The organism is Candidatus Neomarinimicrobiota bacterium (assembly GCA_021734025.1).
GTDB lineage: Bacteria > Fidelibacterota > JAANXI01 > JAANXI01 > JAANXI01 > JAANXI01.
Genome location: JAIPJS010000007.1, coordinates 130190 through 154091, shown reverse-complemented (window position 1 = coordinate 154091; position 23902 = coordinate 130190). Strand labels below are relative to the sequence as shown.

17 protein-coding genes are annotated in these 23902 nt (G+C 51.4%); 1 reads left to right on the top strand and 16 read right to left on the bottom strand.

Going from position 1 to position 23902, the window contains the following annotated elements:
* Positions 1-12 precede the first annotated feature (12 nt).
* On the bottom strand, positions 13-1437 hold the full coding sequence (locus K9N57_09825) for a CCA tRNA nucleotidyltransferase (protein MCF7804477.1): 1425 nt from the start codon (positions 1435-1437) through the stop codon (positions 13-15).
* A 159-nt stretch (positions 1438-1596) separates the two neighbouring features.
* Here K9N57_09825 and K9N57_09820 point away from each other — a divergent pair, with 159 nt between their 5' ends.
* A complete protein-coding gene (locus tag K9N57_09820; protein MCF7804476.1) occupies positions 1597-2448 on the top strand; it encodes a DUF4835 family protein in 852 nt (283 codons plus the stop codon).
* 5 nt (positions 2449-2453) lie between these two features.
* Here K9N57_09820 and K9N57_09815 read toward each other — a convergent pair whose 3' ends face one another.
* The 15 genes from K9N57_09815 to rlmD all read right to left on the bottom strand — a co-directional run bounded on the left by K9N57_09815 (position 2454) and on the right by rlmD (position 23660).
* Positions 2454-3536, bottom strand: coding sequence for a glycosyltransferase family 2 protein (locus K9N57_09815; GenBank protein MCF7804475.1), 1083 nt, complete (start codon positions 3534-3536; stop codon positions 2454-2456).
* Positions 3537-3870: 334 nt separating this feature from the next.
* Positions 3871-6522, bottom strand: coding sequence for a DUF2723 domain-containing protein (locus K9N57_09810; GenBank protein ID MCF7804474.1), 2652 nt, complete (start codon positions 6520-6522; stop codon positions 3871-3873).
* Between the two features lie 158 nt (positions 6523-6680).
* Positions 6681-7106 carry a DUF1844 domain-containing protein gene (locus K9N57_09805; GenBank protein ID MCF7804473.1) on the bottom strand — a complete coding sequence of 142 codons (426 nt, stop codon included), beginning with the start codon at positions 7104-7106 and terminating at the stop codon, positions 6681-6683.
* Between the two features lie 15 nt (positions 7107-7121).
* Entirely contained in the window at positions 7122-9239 is a 2118-nt protein-coding gene (gene recG, locus K9N57_09800; protein ID MCF7804472.1) for an ATP-dependent DNA helicase RecG, read from the bottom strand.
* An 8-nt stretch (positions 9240-9247) separates the two neighbouring features.
* Positions 9248-10612: a hypothetical protein gene (locus tag K9N57_09795; GenBank protein ID MCF7804471.1), complete on the bottom strand. Its 1365-nt coding sequence runs from the start codon at positions 10610-10612 to the stop codon at positions 9248-9250.
* Complete coding sequence (locus K9N57_09790; protein MCF7804470.1) at positions 10584-13241, bottom strand: valine--tRNA ligase; 2658 nt, start codon at positions 13239-13241, stop codon at positions 10584-10586. Before K9N57_09790 ends, K9N57_09795 begins: the two co-directional genes overlap by 29 nt.
* Before the next feature lie 201 nt (positions 13242-13442).
* Complete coding sequence (locus tag K9N57_09785; protein MCF7804469.1) at positions 13443-13970, bottom strand: cyclic nucleotide-binding domain-containing protein; 528 nt, start codon at positions 13968-13970, stop codon at positions 13443-13445.
* A complete protein-coding gene (locus K9N57_09780) occupies positions 13967-15115 on the bottom strand; it encodes an NAD-binding protein (GenBank protein ID MCF7804468.1) in 1149 nt (382 codons plus the stop codon). Before K9N57_09780 ends, K9N57_09785 begins: the two co-directional genes overlap by 4 nt.
* A gap of 87 nt (positions 15116-15202) precedes the next feature.
* Positions 15203-16195 carry a succinylglutamate desuccinylase/aspartoacylase family protein gene (locus K9N57_09775; GenBank protein MCF7804467.1) on the bottom strand — a complete coding sequence of 331 codons (993 nt, stop codon included), beginning with the start codon at positions 16193-16195 and terminating at the stop codon, positions 15203-15205.
* A gap of 3 nt (positions 16196-16198) precedes the next feature.
* A complete protein-coding gene (gene rimK, locus K9N57_09770; protein MCF7804466.1) occupies positions 16199-17104 on the bottom strand; it encodes a 30S ribosomal protein S6--L-glutamate ligase in 906 nt (301 codons plus the stop codon).
* A gap of 3 nt (positions 17105-17107) precedes the next feature.
* Positions 17108-17581 carry a RimK/LysX family protein gene (locus K9N57_09765; GenBank protein MCF7804465.1) on the bottom strand — a complete coding sequence of 158 codons (474 nt, stop codon included), beginning with the start codon at positions 17579-17581 and terminating at the stop codon, positions 17108-17110.
* Between the two features lie 472 nt (positions 17582-18053).
* Entirely contained in the window at positions 18054-19919 is a 1866-nt protein-coding gene (locus K9N57_09760; GenBank protein ID MCF7804464.1) for a Na+:solute symporter, read from the bottom strand.
* 609 nt (positions 19920-20528) lie between these two features.
* The gene (locus tag K9N57_09755) at positions 20529-21299 is read right to left on the bottom strand and encodes an ABC transporter permease (GenBank protein MCF7804463.1); all 771 of its coding nucleotides are present in this window, start codon (positions 21297-21299) and stop codon (positions 20529-20531) included.
* Entirely contained in the window at positions 21286-22245 is a 960-nt protein-coding gene (locus tag K9N57_09750) for an ABC transporter ATP-binding protein (protein MCF7804462.1), read from the bottom strand. Before K9N57_09750 ends, K9N57_09755 begins: the two co-directional genes overlap by 14 nt.
* Positions 22242-23660 carry a 23S rRNA (uracil(1939)-C(5))-methyltransferase RlmD gene (gene rlmD / locus K9N57_09745; protein ID MCF7804461.1) on the bottom strand — a complete coding sequence of 473 codons (1419 nt, stop codon included), beginning with the start codon at positions 23658-23660 and terminating at the stop codon, positions 22242-22244. The genes K9N57_09750 and rlmD overlap by 4 nt, the downstream gene beginning before the upstream one ends.
* Positions 23661-23902: the final 242 nt, after the last annotated feature.

The window sequence follows — 23902 nt, the reverse complement described above, 5'->3', positions numbered from 1 at the left end:
ACAGGAAAAGGATTACTCCACATACTCGTCCTTAATCTCCAGGAGATACTTTTTCGCGGCATCATGTTCGTTCGGAATTTTTCCATCCAGGATGGCCTCTTCAATGGCTTCCTTCAGTTTGCCCACCATCGGCCCGGGCTCAATCTCGCAGATCTCCATAATTTCATCGCCACGGACCGGTGACTGAAATTCCGCCATCTTGTCCTTCTCTTTAACCTCGGCCATCCGCTTGACGACCCGATCAAAGTTCGCCATATAGCGTTTCACCCGGCGTGGATTTTTGGAAGTAATATCCGCGCGGCATAGTGTAATCAAATCATTCAGATCTTCGCCCACGTCGACCAGCAACCTCCGGATCGCCGAATCGGTGACGCCATCCTGCGCGAGCGATATCGGTCGGAGGTGCAATCGCGTCATCTTTTGCAGATATTTTTTCATCGAATTGGAGAGTTTCAGTCTTCTCGCAAACCCTTCGAGCATTCGGGCACCGATTTCGTCGTGGCCATAGAACGTCCAGCCCACCCCCTTGCGGAATCGCTTGGTTTGGGGCTTGGCAATGTCGTGTACCAATGCCGCGAACCGGAGTTCGGTTTTTTCCGTCATTTCGGCAATGTTGTCCACGACTTCGAAGGTGTGACGCAGTACATCCTTATGGTGGTATCCGTCCCGCTCTTCGATGCCTTCCATTTCGGAGAACTCCGGCAGGATGATATCAAGTAAGCCCGTTTCCAGCAGCAGGTAGAGTCCGATGGACGGCTTCGGCGCGTCAATAATTTTCAGGAGTTCGTTGGTGATCCGCTCCTGGGAGACGATGTCGATGCGCTCCCGCTCAGCTTTGATAGCCTCCAGTGCCTCATTTTCTATGGAAAAATCCAGCTGCGCTGCGAACCGGACTCCCCGGAGCATCCTCAAGGGATCCTCGCTGAAGGTCTCTCGCGGCTCCAGCGGCGTCCGCAACACCTGCTTTCGCATATCCTGGAGTCCGCTGAACGGGTCCCAGAGATCGCCGTAGCGCTCTTCGTTCAGCGAGATGGCCATGGCGTTGATAGTAAAATCCCGGCGCGCGGAGTCGGTCTCCACGTCCGCCTCTTCGATGGTCGGCTTCCGGCTGTCCTGTTCGTACGACTCCGACCGTGCGGTAGCGACCTCAATCTGGTAATCCCGGTACGGAATCAACGCCGTTCCGAATTTTTCATACGGGATCACCTTCTCAGTTCCAAGCGCATCCGCGATAACCCGGGCGAAAGCCACGCCGTCGCCGACCACCATCACATCGATATCGGTGGTGGTCCGGTGCATCAGCAGATCCCGAACACAGCCGCCGACGGCGTAACATTCCAGCGATTCCTGATCCGCCAGACTTCCGATCTTTTTCAGCAGATAATTGATGACCCGATGTTCGGCCAGCGCATCCGCAAGGTTTTGTGCTCTTGCCATATATCCTTTAAATTTTTTTTGCAATCAATTCAAGCCTGATAAGATACGATGTGAGTGTTTTGAGTACAACCGGACTTTCCCGGGTTTTCTCAGGGCAGGCCCTCCCGTCGCCTGAGGATTTTCTTGACTTTCACCCCCTCGGAGACCAAATTTGTTTGTATGTATTTACAGACTATGGACTCCATGAAACAACTTATTGTGCTTTTTACTGTGCTCCTGCTCCCAATCTTCGGCTCGGGGCAGGTACTCGATCCTGATATCAGCATCAATGCGGAGCGATTGGAACCAACTCAGCAATCCATTCTGCAAAACCTGGAGACCGACCTGGAAGAGTACATCACTTCGTACGATTATACCGAAGATACGTATGGCACTGTGGTGCCGTTTATTCTGCAGATTTACATCCAACAGGCCTCAGAATCCGGCTCGGATGTCACATTTACAGCCCAGCTTATGATCACCAACGGCGGCGATCAGCGGTATTTCGACAAGGGCTGGGAATTTCCGTACAACACCGGCCAGGTACTTCAACATGAAGTTTACTCCCCCCTGACCAGCGTAGTTGATTTCTATGCTTATTTAGTTCTAGCCGGGGAGGTCGACACCTACGGCAAACTCGCGGGAACTCAGTACTATAATGCTGCCAGCGAAATTGCCAACCAGGCGCGGACCTCCGGCTACAATAAAGGCTGGCGGGATCGGATCACGCGGCTGGATGATCTCAAGAATCACCGCGATTTACGGATGCTGAAATATACATTTTTTGACGCGTACTGGGATTACCAGGAATCCAAAATCAAAGATGCCAAGATAGGTTTCAATGATGCAATACGGCTGGTTCAGGAAATCCTCGGAAAAAATTTACAGGATAAATACACTAAAATGTTTCTGAATGGTCAGGCGGAAAATTTTGCGTGGCTGGCTGCGAAACTTGAGGACGCTGAAGCACTCCGGACTCTCGCTGAACTCAACCCTAAAAATAAAGAGACGTATAACTCCTACCTGCAGTAAAACGCTTAATTATTTTCATCAATTTCTAATTTTTCTTTCTCAAGACTACCAATAGCGTGCCGGCTCCTTGCCCATGTCTTTTTTCCGAAAAGTTGCGATTCCAGCGCAATACTTCCCTGATATAACCGATAATCAATCTCCGCATCCGAATGATTGCGAATCTTTGCAACTGTGCGGCGCTTTCGAACTATCAGATGCAGGTGGGCGACGATCCATATCCATGCCTTCATGACAGCCAGAGTCCGGTCAAATTCACCGGTTACCAGTGAATAGAAAAAAGCCATTCCATCCAGGAGGAGTCGCTGGAGGCCACGAATCCACATCCGGGGCCATTGGTAATTGGAAAACAACATGTAGACGCTGTTCCGGTGATTCAGGTATTTTTTAAACGGTGATTCCGGCGGCAGCGTATATCCGCTGTGATGATAGACTACCGCACCCGGGACAACCGCAACATCCCACCCGGCGAGCTGAGCTCGCCAGTTCATATCTATCTCTTCCATGTGTGCGAAAAAGGTTTCATCGAACAGTTCCACCTGCTCATATACTGATCTTCTCAGAAGGCAAGCGGTTCCGCTGGCCCAGAACGTTTGAATGGCACCATCATACTGTCCCGTATCCCGCTCTACCTGGTCGATAATCCTGCCCCTGGCGAACGGAAAAGCGTACCGATCCATGAATCCGCCAGCTGCACCGCTGTAGTCAAACAGGTCGGGATCGTTGGCATTCAGCAGCTTTGGCTGGACGACACCGACTGATGGATTTGCTTCCATAAATCTGACCAGTTTGGATATCCAGTCCGGTTCCTGTGTCGTATCGTTGTTCAGGATCAATAGGTATTCGCCGTTGGCCGCGGCGGCGCCATCGTTGCAACCGCCGGCAAAACCCCGGTTTTCCTGGTTTTTCAAGATGACGACATCCGGGAAATATTTCTCCGTGTATTCCACGCTGTCATCAGTGGAGTTGTTATCTACCACAATAATTTCCAGAGATGGGTAATCGCACCGAGCCAACGATGTCAAACAGTCCGCCAGCACGTTCCGGTGATTCCAGTGCGGAATGATTATGGAGACGAGTGGGGTGTTCATTGATTGGATTATTTAGAATCCGCGAACGGATGCCTCTCTGAGGGTAAGAAAGATTTTAAAATAGTGTTCAGGTGTTCGGGTGTCCAGGTGTTCAGTTGGAAACGTGTTAATGTGTTACGGTGTTAACGTGTTATGGTTAAAACCTGCTATGCGTCTTATGAACTAAGTTGATATTTTCCGGCCTCTGGTTTTTATACTTCTTCATTTTTCATTCTGCATTCTTTCTTGGGTGGGTTGGGGTCACTTGGAAATTGGATATTGGAAATTCGTCGGTTGGATATTCAATCCTTTTCGGTCTCCGGTCTCCAAGGTGTTTTCCCTTATACCCTATACCTCATCCCGTCGTGTCCGCTCCGGCATCCATCCGGGTTCGGTACTCTTCCAGCATGTTGCGGGCATTCTGGTCGTTGGGATGATCTTGCACCCACTGGTTTATGATCTCGTACGCCTCTCTCCATCGACCCTGGCGCTCATAAATCTGAAGCAGCGTCCCGATCACCTGACCGTTATCCGGGTTTTGCTGATAAATGGAGGTAAAGATACTGTCGGCCTTTTCGAAATCGTTAAGCGTAGTGATGTACAGCGAGGCATAGCGCATGCGTCGCTGAATATCCAGTCCCGGATTATCCAGAGCATTTTGCAGCCGTTCCCGGAGAATATCGGTCCGACCTGCCTCAGCATATAACCGGGCGATCTCGAGATAGATATCCTGGTTGGTATACGGAATAGTCTCTTCCGGAACCGCATTATTCATGGCATCCAGAATTTCCACCATCTTGTCTTGCTGATTGTTCTGGTAATAATAGAATGCCAGCTGCATAAAGGTGGAACGATAGTTCTGCAGGAGATTTTTGATGTTATCGTTAAAATACACATCCGGATTGCCCAGTTCCCGGTACTGGTAATTCTCCGTGATGTTCTCCTCCAGCACGTCCGGTGCAATCTCGCCGTCTACCCGGTGGGGCATAATTTTCATCGCCAGCCCGTCCATCCGCAGATACGGATTCAGGTTAATCTTATTTTGGGAGGAGACCGTAATGGCGAAATACATCGGCCGTTCTCTCAAATTCTGTTCCATAAGCCGCAGGATCATAATATCCTGCACTCGTATTCCCTGTCCGGCATAGGTCGGCTTCATGGTAAATTCGATTTTCCCGTCCGGGTTCTGCTCAGTCTTTGGCGCAGTTATCGCGACCTCCTGCTTCTCAAACCGCATGGGATAGAGTTGGTCAATCATAGAATCGGTGAAGCTGTCCGGGAGCACCTGTGGCTCATAATCCCGGAGCTGCTTGATGTACCAGTGGGTATTCAGCAAGCTCAGGTTTACCACCCGCACATCTTTGCGGATTCCAACAACCTCCTGTAAATACCACAGGGGAAACGTATCATTATCGCCGTTCGTAAACAGGATGGCATTGGGTTCGCAGGTCTGCAGAATATTGTACGAATAATCCCAGGCGACGTAATTACCGCTGCGATCATGGGTATAATAATTTTTTCCAATCATCTGGATAGGAATCGCCAACGTCAGTACAACGATTGCGGCATAAGTAGCGATCCGCTGCGTTGATCCCTTAAACTTGTCCATGATGAGTTCCATAATGCCGGACGCACCAATCCCAATCCAGAGGCTAAAAGCCATAAACGAAGCCACGTAGCTGTAGTCCCGCTCACGTGGCTGCGGGTCCGGTTGGTTCAGGTAGGCAACCACAGCCAGCCCTGTCATAATAAACAATGCCAGCACAACGAGTCCCCGTTTGCTATCCCGCATAAAGTGGTAGCTCATCCCAAAGAGCCCCAACAGAAATGGCAGCATATAAAATTGAGTGAAGTCGACCCTGTCCCCGATGCGCCCGATGAACTGCCAGTTGAAATACCGGAAGTACATATATTTTATCTGGTAATTCCAGACGTATCCCCACGTGGAATTGACCTGATCGGCGATATGCGCAGCCGGGTCCTTTTTGGAATCCTGCCAGACACCACGCCTGTCCAGAATGGAATGCTTTCCGTACTGCTCCCGCTCGAGATACGAGACGAATTTCGCCGGCGTGGACGGATCGTTCTCATTGATAAACGGATCCTGATTGGCCCGGATATAGATCATTGTGTAGCTGGAGTAACCGATCAAAATCAGTGAGGCGGACATCAACACCAATGCCGTGATTTCCTTGTGATTTTTCGCAGCCCACCACGATCCGGCAAAAACAGCCAGGACGATGAGTCCCACGAGATAAAACCCGAAGTATCCCCCTGCATATGTCACTGCCATCACCTTGGCGAGGCCCTTAATTATCCCAAGATAAACAGCCAGAAATGCGCCCAGTGTAATGGCCACCGTGGCAAAAAAGCTGCTCCACTGAAACTTGTACTTTTTGAAATAAATAACCAGCGCAATCACCGGAAGCGTCAGCAGGTTCAGCAGGTGGACGCCAATAGCCAACCCCATCACATACGCTATCAACAGCAGGTATCGTTCGTGACCAAGCCTATCAGAACGCTCCATCCACCGAAGAATCAACCACACCACCAACGCCGTGGCAAAGGTACTCATGGCATAGACTTCCGCTTCCACCGAGTTGAACCAGTGACTGTCCGTACCGGCAAACCCCATGGCGCCAATAAATGCCCCAACGTAGGCAATAATTTTATCTTTGGTGGATTCCAGATCTCCACCGCGCCAGATTTTGACAAATTTAACAATGATTAAAAAGACGAGCAGATTGGCCAGTGCAGCGGAGAGCGGTGATATGATATTCATCCGAAACGCCGGATCAACGCTCGTCGGCAGCAGAGTAAAAAACCGTCCGATCAGAATAAAAAGCGGACTTCCCGGAGGATGCGGGACGCCAAGCGTGTAGGCGCAGGCGATAAATTCACCGGTATCCCAAAAGGAGACCGTCGGCGCCACCGTCGCCAGGTATAATACCAGCGATGAGATAAAGACGATGGCCCCTAAAATGAGTTTTGTACGATCGTGCTGCATGTGTTCCTCGATAGTTAGGAGTTGTACAGGTGCTTTATCGGACAGAGTTGAAACAAAATAGTATACATTTTTTTTTATTGATTATCTATCGAAAACCGGTCCAGATATTCCCTAAGAATTCATTACACACCAGGGAATTCTGCTATCTTTGGAAGAACTTACGGTGTCCAGAGATTGGATTGCTTTCCGGAATCCGAATCATCTTCCTTTTTATTCCCCATTGCATCGTTTGGGGTAACAATGTTATCTGGTCTGGTCTGGCTCGATTTGCCCTCTGCGTCTTCGGCCTCTTCCCCGGAATCGCCTCCTTTTTTCTTCTCTTCCATAAAATTCATCTTCAGCTCCTTGATAGCCCGGGTCAACAGTTTGGATTCCTCGTCACTCAGGTTGCCTTCGGTTTTCTCCTTAAGCATATCCAACAGATCAATGGTAAACTCGGCCTGCTCCATATCCTTCTCAACCTTATTGGTCATCGGATTGGCCATCTTGCCCATCTGCATCCAGGCGCTGGAGTAAAAGGTCGAGACCAGATAACTAAAAAGTTCCTCTTTGTTAATTTCCTGGGGTTGCGGTTCCTCAGCCATAGGTGATCTCCTTTCTCAACTGATATGACTCAATTCCCATTGCTTTTTGTAATGTCTCACGAAGTGTGTTTTCAAATTTGCGTAGGATTCATTGCGCAATTTCGGGTCTTCCTTCACCAGATCAAATGCTGCGTTCCTTGCCAAATATAACAGGTCAGCATCATCAATAAAATCCGCAATTTTCAGATCCGGGAAGCCGCTCTGCTTCGTCCCGAACATCTCACCGGGGCCGCGGATTTTTAGATCTTCATCGGCAATTTTAAATCCGTTGGAAGTTTCTACCATAATGGACAGCCGTTGTTCCGCCGTTCCGTTGTTCGCTCCCTTATTCCGGTTCACCAGGATACAAAAACTCTGGTGTTCTCCGCGACCGACCCGACCCCGCAGCTGATGCAGCTGGGTCAGGCCGAACCGCTCGGCATTTTCGATGAGCATGATGGTCGCGTTCGGCACGTCGATTCCCACCTCAATGACCGTAGTACTCACTAACATTTGGATTTCGTTGGCCTCGAACCTGGCCATGACTTCTTCTTTTTCATCAGCCTTCATGCGTCCGTGCAACAAGCCAACTGTAAACTCCGAAAACACCTCCTGCAAGTATTCGTATCCCTGGGTCGCCGCCTGCAAATCCATCTTTTCGGATTCCTCCACCAGCGGATACACCACGTAACACTGGCGTCCCTTGGACAGCTCCTGTTTCACAAACTCGTACACCTTATCCAGCTTGGCCACAGACACTTTTCTGGTGACAATCTGCTTCCGACCCGCCGGTAGTTCGTCAATAGTGCTGACATCAAGGTCTCCATAGATGGTGAGAGCCATGGTCCGCGGTATGGGCGTGGCGGTCATCACCAGCACGTCGATGTTGTCGCCCTTCTCGCTCAGTTCCCCGCGCTGGAGCACTCCGAACCGGTGCTGCTCATCGATAATGGCCAGTCCCAGTGAATCAAAGGCCACGCCTTCCTGAATCAGCGCGTGGGTACCGACGACAATAGGAATGTCGCCATGTTTCAGCCCATTCAAAATACTCTTGCGATCTTTCCCTTTCTGTGAGCCGGTGAGAAGCGCCACCGGCACCTTGAGTTTCCGGAAGTACGATTGTACGGTGCGGTAATGTTGCTCAGCCAGGATTTCTGTTGGGGCCATAAAGGCCACCTGGTATCCGTTGCCCACAGCAATACTCGCCGCTAACATCGCCACCACCGTCTTCCCGGAACCGACATCCCCCTGAAGCAGCCGGTTCATCACATTCTTCGACTTCATATCCGCTCGGATCTCCCGCATCGCCTGCTTCTGGGCTTCTGTTAGTTCAAAAGGAAGTATCCGGTACAACGACTCGCACAACGGACCGATTTCCTCGTAACTGATCCCCTTGGGCTCCTTTTTAAAATGGTGCTTCCGCAGCGCCAGCATCAGCTGGATGAAAAACAACTCTTCGAATTTCAGCCGTTTCTTGGCTTTCCCAAGCGTCTCCTGATCTGCCGGAGCATGAATGCCCCGGAGCGCTAACTCGATCTCCTGCAGATTGTAATCGCTACGCAATTTCTGAGGTAAGTACTCCGGAAGCACCCCGTCCATCTTTGGCAGGATTCGCCCGTAAATTCGCCGGAACCGTCGGCTGTCTAACCCCACCCGTTTCAGCTTTTGACTTCCCGGATAAAGCGGAATAATCTTCCCGGTATTCACGGGATCTTCTTCACCTTTTCCCAATTTATCGTAGTCGGGATGACTCATGGAGAGACCGTTGTAGAACGCCACCTTGCCGCTCACGGCGATGGGTTCCCCGGTTTTAAAGGCGTTCTTAATCCAGCGGACGCCCCGAAACCAGCGGCACTTCAGCATGCCGGTTTTATCTTCCACCACCAGTTCAAAGTAGGAACGACGCCGCCCCTTCCGGACGCCCTTGGCCATTACCTTACCGACGACGGTGGCTTCCTGATCGACTTTGAGCTGGTTGATTGGGACGATGGTGCTGCGATCCAGATATCGTCTGGGAAAAAAGTAGAGGAGGTCTTCCAGGGTTTCGATGTCGAACGATTCCAGGGCTTCCGCCCGCTTGGGACCAACACCCTTCAAGTACTGGACTGGTGAATCTGGCTGAAGCTTACTGGTATCCGGGGACGATGAGGACATACACCCGATTAGCGATTGCGTTGGATGGTATATGTAATAGTTACCGAGCCGTCGGCCGGAACTTCCGGCGTAAATTGCAGCGTATTGGCATCCTTGGGAGTGGATGGATGAGTTTCCTTGAGGATTTCCCAGTCGCCGTAGAAATGCTCGAGCACATTTATGGTGACCGCTTCATCCTTGTGATTCCGAAGTTCGATTTCCACAGACATCTGGTCCGATGACTGGCCGCGTCGTTCGTAGTTGGTCACTCGTCGATCCCCGATAATGTCAAACGCCCGGCCGGCGGTCACGCGGATTTCTTCATCTTTGGGAGTGTGGTTGATGTTATCTTCCCCGACCAACACTTCTTTGCCGTCCTCGTCCTCCTGCATCAGCCGGACGATGCCCTCCGGCAGCGGCATCCCGAGATTGTTTTCCTCGGTGTTATCAAAAACAATATCGACGCTCACGTTTTCCTGCTGAACACTCTGTCGCTCCGAGTGCTCGAAGGTATATTTCCGGTCATAATTTATTTCCGTGGGATCCCGGAAAGTGACCTGCTTGATAGCATTTTGATATAAAGTGGTGGGAAATCCGATTTCGTACAGGTGATATTCAAAGATACCCCGTTCGGAGACCTGATCCCGTGCCATAGCAGCCATTTCCATCGCCTGAGGTTGCGGGCCGCGACCGCCTTTCTGCGCGCGGTGAATATCCCCGGCAATGAGTTTGACCGTAGCATTTTCAAAAGTCGCCCCGGCATTGTTTTCAAGGGTTATCCATGAGGAGAGCACACCGGACTCGTCATCTTCAGTTAATTGCAGAATGTACTCGGCCTCCCAGGACATCCCACTGGTGAGATACGACAACTCCACATCCTGAGCACCAGACTCCTGCGATTCCAGAATCCACTGCAGAGTCGGCTTCAGAATCAGCCCCTCCGGCAAGCTCGGCAGTGAATATTCCAGGATATGATCGGTATTGATTAGCCGAAGCGATCCATCCCTGCTCTGGATAGTGAGAATCGATCCATCTCTGGAGAGCAAGTTTCCGAAGATGCTGCCGGTCTGCTCCGTAACCACGTTGATTTTTTCACCAATATATTTGTCGAAGAGCTTTGCCGTGTTTACCAAATCGTACTGAAAATTCTGCTCCAGCAGAGAAAAATTTGCCTGAGTGCCTCCCTGGAGATGCACTGTCGCCGGCTGAATTTTAGCGGCCACATCGGTCACGGCGATCTGCTGGCGGCCTTTTTTCAATTCCAGCGTACGCGACTCTTGCACCAGGCCCAGGTTCGAATTGTAGATCGTGACCGTAGGATTTCCGGCAGCGAACAGAGTGCTCGCAAGCAGGATTAGTGCTACACTACGAATCCAGCTGAGTAAGTTTCTCATAATTGGTCTTAAGTTTTTTGAGTTCTTCCTCATATCGTGCCTTCTTTTCCCGCTCCTTCTCCACCACATTCTCAGGAGCTTTCTCGACGAAGTTCTGGTTTGCCAGTTTGGATTCGGATTTCCTCAGGCGGCCGGTTGCATCCTCTAGCTCTTTCTCCAGGCGCGCCTTTTCTTTGTCCAGATCGATGAGATCGGCCAGCGGCATAAAGATTTCCATCTCCCGGACCACCGCCGTGGCACTGGATTCCGGCTGCTCCACCGACTCCTCGATGGTAATTGCTTCCAGATTTGCAAGATTGGCAATATAGGACTGGTACGAGTCCAGCAATTCTGCCTGTCCGTTTGTGCCGCTGTTCACGAATATCTCGGCCTGACGTGACGGCGGCACATTCATCTCGCTCCGCATGGTCCGGATGGCTATAATGACATCCTGCAACAAATTCATTTCTGATTCGGCTTCGTCGTCTTCCAGAGATATCTCCGGCACGGGAAAATCACTAACCATGATGTCCGGATCCTCTTCCAGCTTCAAGTGCTGCCAGATTTCCTCGGTGATGAACGGAATAATCGGATGCAGCAGCTGGAGCGTCTCCCGCAGCACATTCACTGCGATATTCATCGCCGTCTCCCGGGCAGTCTCGTCATCGCCGTACAGGCGCGGCTTAATGAGTTCCAGGTACCAGTCGCAAAACTCACCCCAGAAGAATTTATGTACCGTTTCCTGCGCTTCGTGGATCCGAAACATCTCCAACGCTTCATTAAATTTCGTCGTTACCTTTTGGAGCCTCGAAATAATCCACCGGTCGGCGAGCTCCCAGTTTCCTTTGTCCGGCAGTTCATGCGAAATATCCCTTCCATCCCGTTGCATCTCCACGAACCGGAAGCTGTTCCAGAGCTTGTTGGAGAAATTCCGGCCAATCTCGAAGTTTTCCTCAGCCAGATTGATATCCTGACCTTCCGTAGAGAGTACGATCAGCGAGTAGCGCACCGCGTCGGCGGAGTACTCATCCACCATCTCCAGCGGATCGATGCCGTTGCCCAGCGATTTGCTCATCTTCCGGCCCTGAGCGTCCCGCACCAAACCGTTGAAATAAACCGCCTCAAACGGGATATCGTCCATAAATTCCAGTCCGGCCATGATCATCCGGGCCACCCAGAAGAAGATGATATCCTGGGCAGTTACCAGTGTATTGGTCGGGTAAAAATAGTCTAATTCCGGTGTCTTATCCGGCCAGTCCATGGTGCTGAACGGCCAGAGCCAGGAGCTGAACCAGGTGTCCAGCACATCCTCGTCCTGGCGCCATTCGTCATTACCGCAATTGTCACAGGTATCAGGCTTGTTCCTCGCCACTTCCACTTCGCCACATTCCGTGCAATAAAACGCCGGTATCCGGTGGCCCCACCAGAGCTGCCTGGAGATGCACCAGTCCCTGATATTCTCCAGCCAGTGATTGTAGGTCTTCACCCACTTTTCCGGGAAAAAGTCGATCCGGCCATCATTGACAGCATCGTAAGCCGGTTTGGCCAATGGCTCCATTTTCACGAACCACTGATCAGAGATGGACGGTTCCACAATCGTGTGGCAGCGATAACAGTGGCCGACCCTGTTCTCATACTTTTCGGTCTTGACTAAATATCCCTGCTCTTCCAGATCTTCTACCAGTTTTTCGCGGCACTCGAACCGATCCAATCCTTCGTACGGGCCGGCGTTTTCGTTCATGGTAGCGTCGTCATTCAGGATATTGACCTCTGCAAGACCGTGCCGGTTCCCCATTTCAAAATCATTGGGGTCGTGGGCCGGTGTCACTTTCACCATCCCGGTGCCAAACTCCGGATCAACGAATTCATCCGCAATAATCGGCATCTCGCGTTCCAGTATCGGCAGGATAACGGTTTTCCCGACCATGTCGGTGTAGCGTTCATCGTCAGGATTCACCGCGATGCCGGTATCGCCCAGCATAGTCTCCGGCCGTGTGGTCGCAACCTGAATATAGTCGTCCGAATCCTTGATGGGATACCGGATATGCCAGAGATTCCCCTGCTTATCCTCGTGCTCCACTTCTTCATCGGAAATCACCGTGGAACACCGGGGGCACCAGTTCACTATATAACTATCGCGGTAAATCAGTCCTTTTTCGTAGAGGGAGACAAAGACGTGTGTGACCGCTTCGGAGAGCCCTTGATCAAACGTAAACCGCTCCCGCTCCCAATCGCAGGAGCAGCCCATTTTCTTCAGCTGATTGATAATCTCGGCCCGGCGGTCCTCCGACCATTCCCAAACTAAATCGACAAATTTTTCCCGACCGACATCATGGCGGGTTTTGTCTTCCTTCATCAGCTCCCGTTCAACCACATTCTGGGTAGCGATGCCAGCATGATCCGTCCCCGGCATCCAGAGCGCCTCGTATCCCTGCATTCGTCGCCATCGGATCAGGATATCCTGAATGGCGTTGTTATAGGCGTGCCCCATATGCAGTACCGCCGTCACATTCGGCGGCGGAATAACGATAGTATAGGGTTCCTTCTCGTCGTTCGGTTCGGCGTGAAAATAATTGTTCTCCTCCCAATAGTCGTACAGGCGATCTTCCACCTGTTTGGGATCATATACCTTTGGAATCTCTTGCGTCATAAGTCCTTATCGTGGTTAGGATTTCCTAATTCGTTTAATTTAATATGATTCTTTGCCAGCAGAGATATGATTTTCCCCTCCTCCATTGCGACCCTTTCAGGGGTCGAGACCTTGAAAGGGTCTGTCCGGCGTTCTCGGATAAAATATTTTATTCACCGTCCATGCTATCATACTGCCCAAAAAAATTTTGATATATCTTCCCTACTGCTCCAATATCAACGCCAACGCCGTGGTTAGTTTCGTCACGTCATTATTGGTGTTTTTCAACCGTTCTACAAGGACCCGTGCGATGTTTTCCGTCACCGTAAGCCCAATGCCCGGATTCTCATGAGTCACAGTAAAAAAGTCCTCTTTGCTGATTCTGGCCAGCACGCATTCCGTGACAGCGCGAATATTCGCTGTTCGTGTGTCCTCCTCGGCAAAAAGTGACATTTCCCCGAAAAAGGGATGCATTTTATGATTCAGGCGAATGATCGCCTTCTCCCGGGTATCCGGAATCGGCGCCCGCGTCATCAGGAAGGTGAGCGCTTGGGTGACCTCCACTTCACCTTTAAGTAACAGGTAGATGGAGTCACCAGGATCGCCTTCCTTGATAATAATGTCGCCCTCACCGGCAGTATAATAGTTAAACTTCTCAATGTAGAGACGAATTTTATCGTCCGGTAAACCCTGAAAAATCTGGAATTTGGCCAGGTGCTTAAGATCCGGAGTATGTGTGGTATTTCTCATTGTCCTATAACGATGATCCAGTCTTTTTCCTTCAGTTCGTAATCTTTATCGGGCTTCACGTTGACCCTGACCATCTGCTCTTGTTCTGCCTTGTGTCCGGAATTTTCCAGTTTTTCCTTAATGAATGCGTCCAGCGCCGATGTATCCGCGGACAGAAAATCCATGATGCTCACGGTCTCTTCCTCCGCGAATGTTCCGATGGCAATCTCGTCATTTTCATCGTAAAAATAGCGGAAAACCTCTTCAAAATGATGGCCCACCAAATTTTTCGGGACCTGACGCCGATGCAGGTTGTGCTCCGTACCGGGATCAAGCAGTTCCCGTACGGACTGGGGCACGCCGGGTTCCACAACATTTGCTGCCAGGAGATACCCACCGAACTCATCGCTCACCACAATTTCGTCTACGTCCGCCCGACGCAGATGGCTCTGATTATCACGGTTCTGTAAAAAGGCCACCACATGAATCTGGCTGGATAAACCTTTAATGGCCAGTGTCGTCAGCACTGTACGTTCGTCTGCGGTTTTGTTGTCCATTGCCATCGTATCCGGCACCACGATCACTGATTGGGCTTTGGAAATATTGGCACGCTCCAGTACAATCTCCCTGGTCGAGTCGCCACGCACAAAGCTGATCTGGATATCCCGATACTTGTACAGGATATCGTTGATCCGCTCCTCCGGGAGATCGTTAATCAACACGACCTTCAGATCGGAAATCGGTCGCAACCGTACCAGCGAATCAATGAGTTTTTCAGCGTGGATATTCCATCCGCAGATAATAATGTGGTCAGTATACTTGATCTGTTCCAAGCCTTGTCCCTCGCGTATTTTCTGAGCTACAAAGATAGAAGAAATCGTCGCCGTTAACAACGAAACAAGTGATACCCCGGCGAACATTACCAGCACTCCGACGATACGGCCGCCGATTGTCACAGGCACTGTATCTCCGTAACCCACCGTAGTCATCGTCACGAGCGCCCACCAAAACGCGCCCCAGATGGTATCGAACCCTTCGGCATTCACCGCACGCTCGAAAACCAACACCAACGTGCCACCAATAAACATAATAGCAAAGATCCCCAGGAAGATCTTGAGGATATTATGCTCATTCAGGAATCGGAAGAATTGTCGGATGTGTTTCATGCGATCTGGCGTGAAACCTTTGCCCTGTCTGTTATTGCTACGAATTCTCTGAGTTTACAGCCCCTGATGACAAATGTCAATTCCCGCTCACTCTTCCAGCAGTTCCAGCTCTTCCTCGATCTCGGGTGAGACCTTCAGCTTGGCCACATGAACGGCAGCATCGCCGGCATTGACCAGCGGGAGATTGGTATGCCCAATTACAACGCCCTCATACGGCGCCTTCAATTCCACGGAAGTATTGCCCAGCGGATCCGTAATCACCGCAAGTGTGTCGTGTCGTTTGACCCGGTTACCAGCCTTCACGCGCAAATGAATCAATCCGCTCTGTTTCGCGCGTACCCACTGGGTTTTATCGGTCCGCACGGACTCCGTGGGTTTGGACTTGGACTTCCGCAACATTCCCAGGTGACGCATCACCCGGATAATACCCTTTACACCGAACTTGATCACGGACTCGTTTAACCGGAGCGCCTCACCGGCCTCGTAAACGATGATCGGTTTTTCCATCTCTGCCAGGGTCGCCCGGAGAGAATTGTTCCGCTGCCGGGAATGGATGATCACCGGCGTGCCGAATGCCTTGGCCATGGCAAGTGTTTCCTCGTCCTTCAGATTGGCGCGTACCTGCGGCAGATTGTATCGATGTACCGCTGCGGTGTGGATATCAATACCGTGTGTAGCATTGGATGCTATTTCTTCGATAAAAATATGCGCCAACCGACTGGCCAGTGAACCTGATTTCGATCCGGGATACGACCGGTTCAGATCCCGACGATCCGGCAGGTAGCGGGAGCTATGAATAAATCCAAATACATTTACGATGGGCACGGCTATGAGCGTCCCCTTCAGCGATTTCAGGCGCTTACTCTTCAACAGGCGACGAATAATTTCCACACCGTTAATCTCATCGCCGTGCTGTGCGGCACAAACGAAGAGTTGCGGCCCCGGCGTCTTCCCCCGAACCACCGTCACCGGCATGTGCGTCCAGTTATTGGTATAGAGGCGCGCAACGGGGAGGTTTATGGTTTTTCGCTCACCGGGAGCAATATCACTATCCCCGATTTTCAGGATATCGTTGGACATGGGTTAACCTTTAACCCGGTTGGTGGTCTTCCCCGGTTTGGCGTTTTTTTCCAGGAACCGGATAATCCTGTCAGCGATGTCCTTACCGGTCGCCTTTTCTATGCCTTCCAATCCCGGAGACGAGTTCACCTCCATCACCACCGGGCCGTGATTCGATCGCAGCAGATCCACCCCAGCGATCTTCAATCCCATTGTTTTCGCAGCCCGGACTGCCGTTGAGCGTTCCTCTGGCGTCAGTTTGACCGTCTCGGCTCTGCCGCCCCGGTGGATGTTTGAGCGGAACTCATCATCCTGGGCCACGCGCTTCATGGATGCCACGACCTTATTGTCGATCACGAACGCCCGGATGTCGGTACCTTTCGATTCTTTGATATATTCCTGCACAAGGATGTTGGATTTCAGTCCGTAAAACGCCTGAATTACCGATTCGGCGGCCTTCTTGGTCTCCGCCAGCACCACGCCCATCCCCTGGGTGCCTTCCATCAGTTTCACGATGAGCGGCGCACCACCCACCATTTCTATGAGATCGTCAATATCATGGATATTCCGGGCGAAGCCAGTCACCGGGAGACCGATTCCCTTCCTGGCCAAAAGCTGAAACGCCCTAAGTTTATCCCTGGAACGGGTAATCGCCTGGGATTCATTGGCGGAAAAAACGCCCATCACTTCGAATTGCCTGACTATGGCGGTCCCATAGAAGGTATGACTCGCGCCGATCCGGGGAATGATAGCATCGTAGCCGGTCAACGCGCTGCCGCGGTAGTGTACGCTCGGCCGATGCGAGGTAATATTCATGTAGCATCCGAGGTGATTGATGACCCGCATGTCGTGGCCGCGTTCTTTTCCTGCCTCAATAAGCCTGCTGGTGGAATAGAGACTCGGTTTCCGTGAGAGGACGCCAATCTTCATGTATTACTGTTCCTTTCTCTGAATTGCTTCTGGTTTGCCCAGTACAAATGACTTCTTCGGATTGATTACAAATCCCTTCCGCAGTGCCGATCGTCCCAGAAGCATCCGGAATCCCATGGCATCTCGGTTGGTCAATGTAATCTCAACAGGAAACTCACGATCGCCGATTTTTACTGGCGTTTCTATGACGTACCGGTGCTCCTCGTGCCCGACGGAACTCCGGACGTTCCGCTTATCGTGCGCCAGTACCTCGACCGTCACCTCGTTCTCCGACGATCGCTGTACCGGATGGATAGCAACCCGAAGTCTGTACCCGTCGTCTACTTCCTCCAAGACTTTAAGGTTATGTACGTGCAGCGCCGATGTCCGCGCGCCTGTATCGATCTTCGCCTTGATATAATCGATACCCAACTCCGGCAGGGCGATCCACTCCCGCCAGCCGAGGGACGTCGGTTCCTTTTTCGGTTTATCCGGCATAGGATTTTAAGTGAAACTCAGTTTTTTGGAATCGATTATGCCCATAGTCAATGAATGTAAGAATAATTCCGGTGGAATCGAGCTAGGAAAATGACATCACTCCAGTCATCCTGAGCGGGGTTCCGGAGTGACGTAGTCCTCCCAACGGGATCCCCTTGGGGAAGGATCTGGTATTTTTATGCTCCGGAGGTTCATTTAGGAGATTCCTCCAATCGCCCTGAACACCGGGCTCCGTCGGAATGACTCATTTTTTTAACTTTGTACGCGAAAAATACCCCACCAGTCATCCTGAGCGAGCGGAGCAAGCAACCCCACAGGGATCCCTTCGGGGAAGGATCTCGTCTGATTACTTCTGGAGATTCTTTTACCAGATTCCTCCACTCGCTCACGCTCGGTCGGAATGACTTTTCTTAAGAAGAAAGAGGACGAGGCGCTGTCAGCCATAATACAATGGCTGGCAGCGCTAATATCCTCATGACCGCTGCAACTTCGGTATCAACTTATTCCACCACAATCCGATACTCGCAAATCCCACTATGATATAAATCCACGAATATGCGATGTTCGCTGCCGGATTCGGCAGAATCAATTTCCCGAAACCAATGAGCAGTAGAAATACTGAGAGACTGGTGGTGATCGTGAGATACACACCCTCTTTGAACGCATCCATGGGACGCTCGGTATCCACCTGCAAATCCCCGGAGGTATTTCGCCAGAACCCGGGAGGATCAACGCGACGGTAGAACTCGTGGAGCACAGACTGATTCGTCGGGCGAGTCAAGAGCGTCACGGTTATTACAACAACCGTGGAAATGGACGACATCAGCAGGAGCCGGAGCCACTCGGCTTCCACGGTAAACAGGATAATCGGTGCCACAATCAGTGATACAATGATTGCGGAGATCTCCGAGTAGAGGTTGATGCGCTCCCAGAGCCATCGCAGTACCAGTACCGCACCGGTGCCTGCGCCGAACAGGAGCGTGATATACCATGCCGTTTGAATAGATTTCAGATTTGCCATAATCACCAGGGCAATCCCAAGAATCAGGGCGTTGGAGAGACGGGCTACGATCACCTGCTCTCTGTCAGACGGCTCCCGGTTCAACCACTTTCGATTAACAATTCTCAGATAGATATCGTTGCTCCAATAGCTCGCCCCCCAGGTGAGATGGGTGTCGATGGTGGAGGCCAGCGCGGCCAACATGCCGGTGAGCATGAGTCCCTTAACGCCCACCGGCAGCAGATCTTTGATTCCGGTGGCAAACAGGATCTCCCGGGCGGCGGTAAACCCCTCGCCACCTGCGGTGCCGGGATCGAATGGATAAATCACCAGGAGACCGACGCCGATAACCAGCCAGACCAGACTCCGAAGAAATATCTGAAGCCAGGTGAAGATGAATGCGGCAAACCGGGCATCGTCATCGCTTTTACAGGCCATCAGCCGCTGGGCAAAGTAGCCGGTACCGTCGCTGTTCCGCTCGAAGAACCACTGAAGGCTGATAATCACCAGGAACGGAAGTAGCGCCTCACCGGTATTCGGACTGAACGAAAGCAGTTGGCTTGCCTTGGCCTGGCCGTACAGATCTACCAGGTTGGCAATGATATCTCCGAGGCCGCCGGACTGAATAACCACGATAATCGCATAGATGATCGTCCCGACCATGGCGATGACAAATTGAACACTGTCGGTAGCGATAACGCTACGGAGCCCACCGGTGGTGGAGTAAAGCGCCGTAAACGCGATAATCACAACTATGCTGATGACGTTATTCGTGGTGGCAATGAACGTTCCCATCTCAGTGGCGCCGGACGCCAGCGGCACACCAACGTATTGTACCAAATTTAAGATAGGCTGGTAGATCGAATCCGGCAGCCATTGGTGCCAGAGAAGGAAAACCTCGCTGATCCGAGTGGCCGCTACCAGTACCATGGCCATGATGGTGCAGTTCATCACCGTCCCGTAGTAAATCGCCTTCAGTCCCCGGAGTGCCAGCACCCCACGTCCGCTGTAGCGAATTTCGGTAAGTTCGGCATCGGTGATGACCTGCGCCCGGCGCCAGGCACGTCCCAGCAGAAATCCGATCATCAGGAAGCCCAGCCCGTAGATCCAAAGCCGCCAGAGCATAAAGATACCGCCGGTAGCAATGAGTCCCGTGACCAGCAGCGGCGTATCCGCAGCGAACTGGGTGGCTGCCATGCTGAAACCGGCCTTCCACCCCTTTACCGAGCGGCCGGCCAGGAAGTACTCTTCCAGGTTTTCCGAAGCTTTGGACTGGTGACGAAATCCGTTACTAATACTGTAAACGATAAAGGCGAATATGATGAGGAGATCGATCATATTAGCAAGCACTACAGGACGTAAAATTTTAGTATTTATTCAACCCAGGCTGACCTTAAAGGGATCCTGTTGGGAAAGCCTGAGGCTATTTTTATATAGGGAGAAATTAATGTTTTTATTATCAAACACAACTCACCCCTTTGGTTCCCCTCTCTTCGAAGAGAGGGGAAATAGATATTCGGCGGATACGCGTTCTTCCTTCCTCTTCGGAAGAGGAAGGAAGCCAGCCCCAACGGGAGCCCCCTGGGAAAGGATGGAGTTGTGTGATTGGATACGGAGATCAATAAACCGTAAACAATCACAAATGGAATTTTTCCTGAGACGGTTATTGTTAATTTCCCCACGAAGGTTCATTTAACCAGATTCCTCCACTCCACTTCGCTCCTGTCGGAATGGCTACCATTAACTGTCGGTGATCACTCTCAGCGTCGCCGACAGTTATAATCAGAATATAACACCGTCACCGACGCGGCCAGCGATCGGTGATGGAATTTTCAGGCCAAATCCTGGGGCTATTCATGAAAAAATTCTTGTTTTTGACTAGCCCCGCCATTTATGGCGGGGTAAAAGTTACAACGAACTTTTAGGGCTTTAGCCCCACAATAAAAATCAGCTCTTAATCTTCCAGCCTTTGTAAAAAAGGAACACCCCGATGCCGAAGCTGAGTATCGTCAGTGCCGCCGCCATGGCGATGGAACCGAACGGCGCGGTATCGTACGTTCCCAAAGTCCCGTAACGGAGCCCATTCACCATGTAATAAAGCGGATTGAACAACGACGCACCGCGCAGCACCGGGGGGAGCATATCTATGGAATAAAACACCCCGCCAACGTACACCAACGGCGTGATAAGAAACGTTACCAGCACCATCACCTGATCGTAATTCTCGGCCCGAATGCCGAAGATGAGCCCGGTAGCGCTGAAGGCAATAGAGACGATGGCAATGAGGAGCAGCGTTATGAAAATGCTGTGAATTTGAATATCAAAAATGATTGTGCCCATGAACAGAATAATCGTGCCATTGATAAATCCACGGGCCGCGCCCCCGAGAATGTACGCCAGCGCCGCCTGGGTTGCGGAGATCGGCGCAATGAGGATATCCTCCAAAAATTTTAGCTGCTTCGCCTGAAACAGCGAAGACGCCGTATTGCTATAGGCATTGTTAATCACCGCCATCATGGCCAATCCCGGCAGGATAAAGTGCATATACGGCACACCCTTGATCTCGGAAATCCGACTACCCAGAGCATATCCGAAGATGAACAGGAAGAGTCCGGCGGTGATAATCGATGGAAGAATAGTCTGCTTATAGAGCCGCATAAACCGGCCGATTTCCCGGCGGAGTACCGTGAAGAACCCTATCCATTTACTGTTGTCCATTGGCGGCCTCCTCGGACATGGATTTCCCGGTGAGCTTCACGAACACATCCTCCAGCGAGCTCTCGCGGATGCGGACTTCGTACAGATCCAGTTCGGACACGTTGATGCCATTGATGACGTTCTGTAGCTCCTTGTTTGGCTTCTCTAATCTGATTCGTATGTAATTGTCCTCGATTTCCGCATCGTATCCGTTTAGCGATTCAGGCAGCGTTTCCACCGGATCGCTGAGATGGAGCTCTATGCAACCCATACCCATATTTTCCATAAGATCGTGTGGCGACCCATCCGCGATGATTTCGCCGTGATTGATGATGGAGACCTCCTCACAGAGCTGCTCGGCCTCCTCGATATAATGGGTCGTCAACAGGATGGTGACACCGCGATCGTTCAACTCCCGGAGGTAGTCCCAGAGCATGTGGCGCAGTTCCACGTCTACGCCGGCGGTGGGTTCGTCCAGGATCAGGATCTCCGGTTCGTGTACCAGCGCCTTGGCGATCTGCAAGCGGCGCTTCATCCCGCCGGAGAGCTTCCGGGAGTCCTGCTTCCGCTTGTCAATGAGACCGAACTGGTTTAGCAATTCCTCGGCACGCTTCGCTGCCTGTTTTTGCGGCAGACCGAAATAGCCGCCCTGGAGCGTCAGGAGTTTCTCGATGTTGAAGAACCGGTCAAAGTTGAATTCCTGCGCCGCCAGACCAATTTTGGAACGCGTAAACCGAAAGTCGCTCACCACATCTCTGCCAAAAACTCTCACATCACCCTGTTTGAAGTTGGACAATCCGGTCAGGATATGAATGGTTGTACTCTTGCCGGCGCCGTTCGGGCCGAGCAGACCGTAAAACTGTCCCTGCTCTATCTGCAAATCGATCTCTTTCAGCGCCCGGAAATCGTCGTACCACTTGGAGAGCCCGGAGATGCTGATAGCCGGTGCGCCGTAATCAGGCGTCATGAGCGCTTCTCCAGTTTGGTCACAACCTCCACGTGCGGCGTGTGCGGAAACATGTCCACCGGTTGGATGTAAGTGAGTTCATAACCCGTCCCGTCGCACAGGTTTTTCAAATCTCTGGCCAGTGTGCTGGGATTGCAGGAGACGTACACGAATTTATCCGGATGGAGCTGCTTCAACTCTTTCAACGATTTCGGATGTAAGCCCGACCGCGGCGGATCGATGATGACGATATCCGGCTTTTCGATCTCCTTGAGTTTTTCGTGAAAATCCAGGTGCCGATTCATATCCAGTCGATCGAATTGCGCATTAAATATTTCGTTGTTATAGGCGTTCCGGGTGGCGTTTTCAATGGCTTCCTGGTTAATCTCGAAGCCGTAGACTCGCTGCGCATTCTCCGCAAGATAAAGGGCAATAGTACCCGTACCGCAATAGAGGTCGTAAATGACGTCGCCTTCCTGCACATCGGCCACCTGCTCGATCTGCTCGTACAACACTTCCGCCTGCAGGGTGTTGGTCTGGAAAAATGAATTCGCCGAAATCTCGAACTCCAGTTTGCCAATTTTATCCACAATGGCATCTTCTCCGTACATGAGGTACTCAATCTCGCCGATTGCCGATTCACCGGGACTGGTATTCACGTTATTCACCACGCTGTGAATCTGGTCGTATTTCTCCACCAGATTTTCTACCAGCGGCGTCAACCGTTCCGGATCATCTTCGCCGGTGACGAAATTCAACATAATTTGACCGGTGTATTCGCCTTCCCGGATTACCAGGTATCGAAGGTAGCCTTTTTTATCCTCCAGATCCCAGACGCTTATATCGTGTTCTAACACGTGCTGCTTGACGTGCGCAAAGATCTCGTTGCGGATGTCGCTCTGCAGGTAACAGAGGTCCAGATCCAGCACCTTGTCCCAGCGACCGGGCGCGTGCAGACCGAACGCAAAGTCAGCCGGCGTCCCGGGATCGTCCTCCTCCAGAATCCAGCGATTATTGCCGAAGGAAAACTCCATCTTGTTACGATAATGAAATTTTTTCTCCGAACCGAGGGTAGGCTTTACGTCAATATTTTCAAATTTGCCGACCCGCTCCAACAGGTCCCGTACCTGCTCCCGCTTGTTCTCCAGCTGCACCTGGTAATCCAGATCCTGGAACTTACAGCCGCCGCATTCGGGATAGTGTGGACACGGCCAATCCACCTTGTGGGGCGAATCCTCCAGGACTTCCAGGGGAATCGCTTCGCCGTAGCTGCTCTTACGTTTCACCAGCTTCGCCTTCACCTTTGCCCCCGGGAGCACATTCCGAACGAATACTACGTAATCGTCAATCCGGGTAATGCCGTTCCCGCCAAAGGCCAGCGTTGGTTCGATCTCCGCCTCGAATTCCTCGCCCTTCTTTATCGGATATTCAGCCATAATTCTCCTCTTCTTGAAATAGCTCAAAAGTGTACGAAATCAAGGGTACGAATTCAATGGAAGTATCAAGAGTGTTAAAGTATTCTTGTCAAAAATGTGCTACTGCGTTAGAGTGTTATGGCGTTATAGTTTTTAACCCGCAGTATTCAAGGAAACAGCCTTCTACTGTATTTGACAGAGCTGTTGGTAGTAACGGCTTTAGCCGTTTACAAGAAATCCGGAGATCACGCTTCACCTCGCAA

Coding starts and splice junctions, on each gene's coding strand:
- rlmD (MCF7804461.1), bottom strand. CDS start 23,660: ATGGCTGAATATCCGATAAAGAAGGGCGAGGAATTCGAGGCGGAGATC.
- recG (MCF7804472.1), bottom strand. CDS start 9,239: ATGTCCTCATCGTCCCCGGATACCAGTAAGCTTCAGCCAGATTCACCA.
- K9N57_09820 (MCF7804476.1), top strand. CDS start 1,597: ATGTATTTACAGACTATGGACTCCATGAAACAACTTATTGTGCTTTTT.
- K9N57_09750 (MCF7804462.1), bottom strand. CDS start 22,245: ATGACGCCTGATTACGGCGCACCGGCTATCAGCATCTCCGGGCTCTCC.
- K9N57_09810 (MCF7804474.1), bottom strand. CDS start 6,522: ATGCAGCACGATCGTACAAAACTCATTTTAGGGGCCATCGTCTTTATC.
- K9N57_09795 (MCF7804471.1), bottom strand. CDS start 10,612: ATGAGAAACTTACTCAGCTGGATTCGTAGTGTAGCACTAATCCTGCTT.
- K9N57_09790 (MCF7804470.1), bottom strand. CDS start 13,241: ATGACGCAAGAGATTCCAAAGGTATATGATCCCAAACAGGTGGAAGAT.
- rimK (MCF7804466.1), bottom strand. CDS start 17,104: ATGAAGATTGGCGTCCTCTCACGGAAACCGAGTCTCTATTCCACCAGC.
- K9N57_09815 (MCF7804475.1), bottom strand. CDS start 3,536: ATGAACACCCCACTCGTCTCCATAATCATTCCGCACTGGAATCACCGG.
- K9N57_09825 (MCF7804477.1), bottom strand. CDS start 1,437: ATGGCAAGAGCACAAAACCTTGCGGATGCGCTGGCCGAACATCGGGTC.
- K9N57_09775 (MCF7804467.1), bottom strand. CDS start 16,195: ATGTCCAACGATATCCTGAAAATCGGGGATAGTGATATTGCTCCCGGT.
- K9N57_09760 (MCF7804464.1), bottom strand. CDS start 19,919: ATGATCGATCTCCTCATCATATTCGCCTTTATCGTTTACAGTATTAGT.
- K9N57_09785 (MCF7804469.1), bottom strand. CDS start 13,970: ATGAGAAATACCACACATACTCCGGATCTTAAGCACCTGGCCAAATTC.
- K9N57_09755 (MCF7804463.1), bottom strand. CDS start 21,299: ATGGACAACAGTAAATGGATAGGGTTCTTCACGGTACTCCGCCGGGAA.
- K9N57_09765 (MCF7804465.1), bottom strand. CDS start 17,581: ATGCCGGATAAACCGAAAAAGGAACCGACGTCCCTCGGCTGGCGGGAG.
- K9N57_09805 (MCF7804473.1), bottom strand. CDS start 7,106: ATGGCTGAGGAACCGCAACCCCAGGAAATTAACAAAGAGGAACTTTTT.
- K9N57_09780 (MCF7804468.1), bottom strand. CDS start 15,115: ATGAAACACATCCGACAATTCTTCCGATTCCTGAATGAGCATAATATC.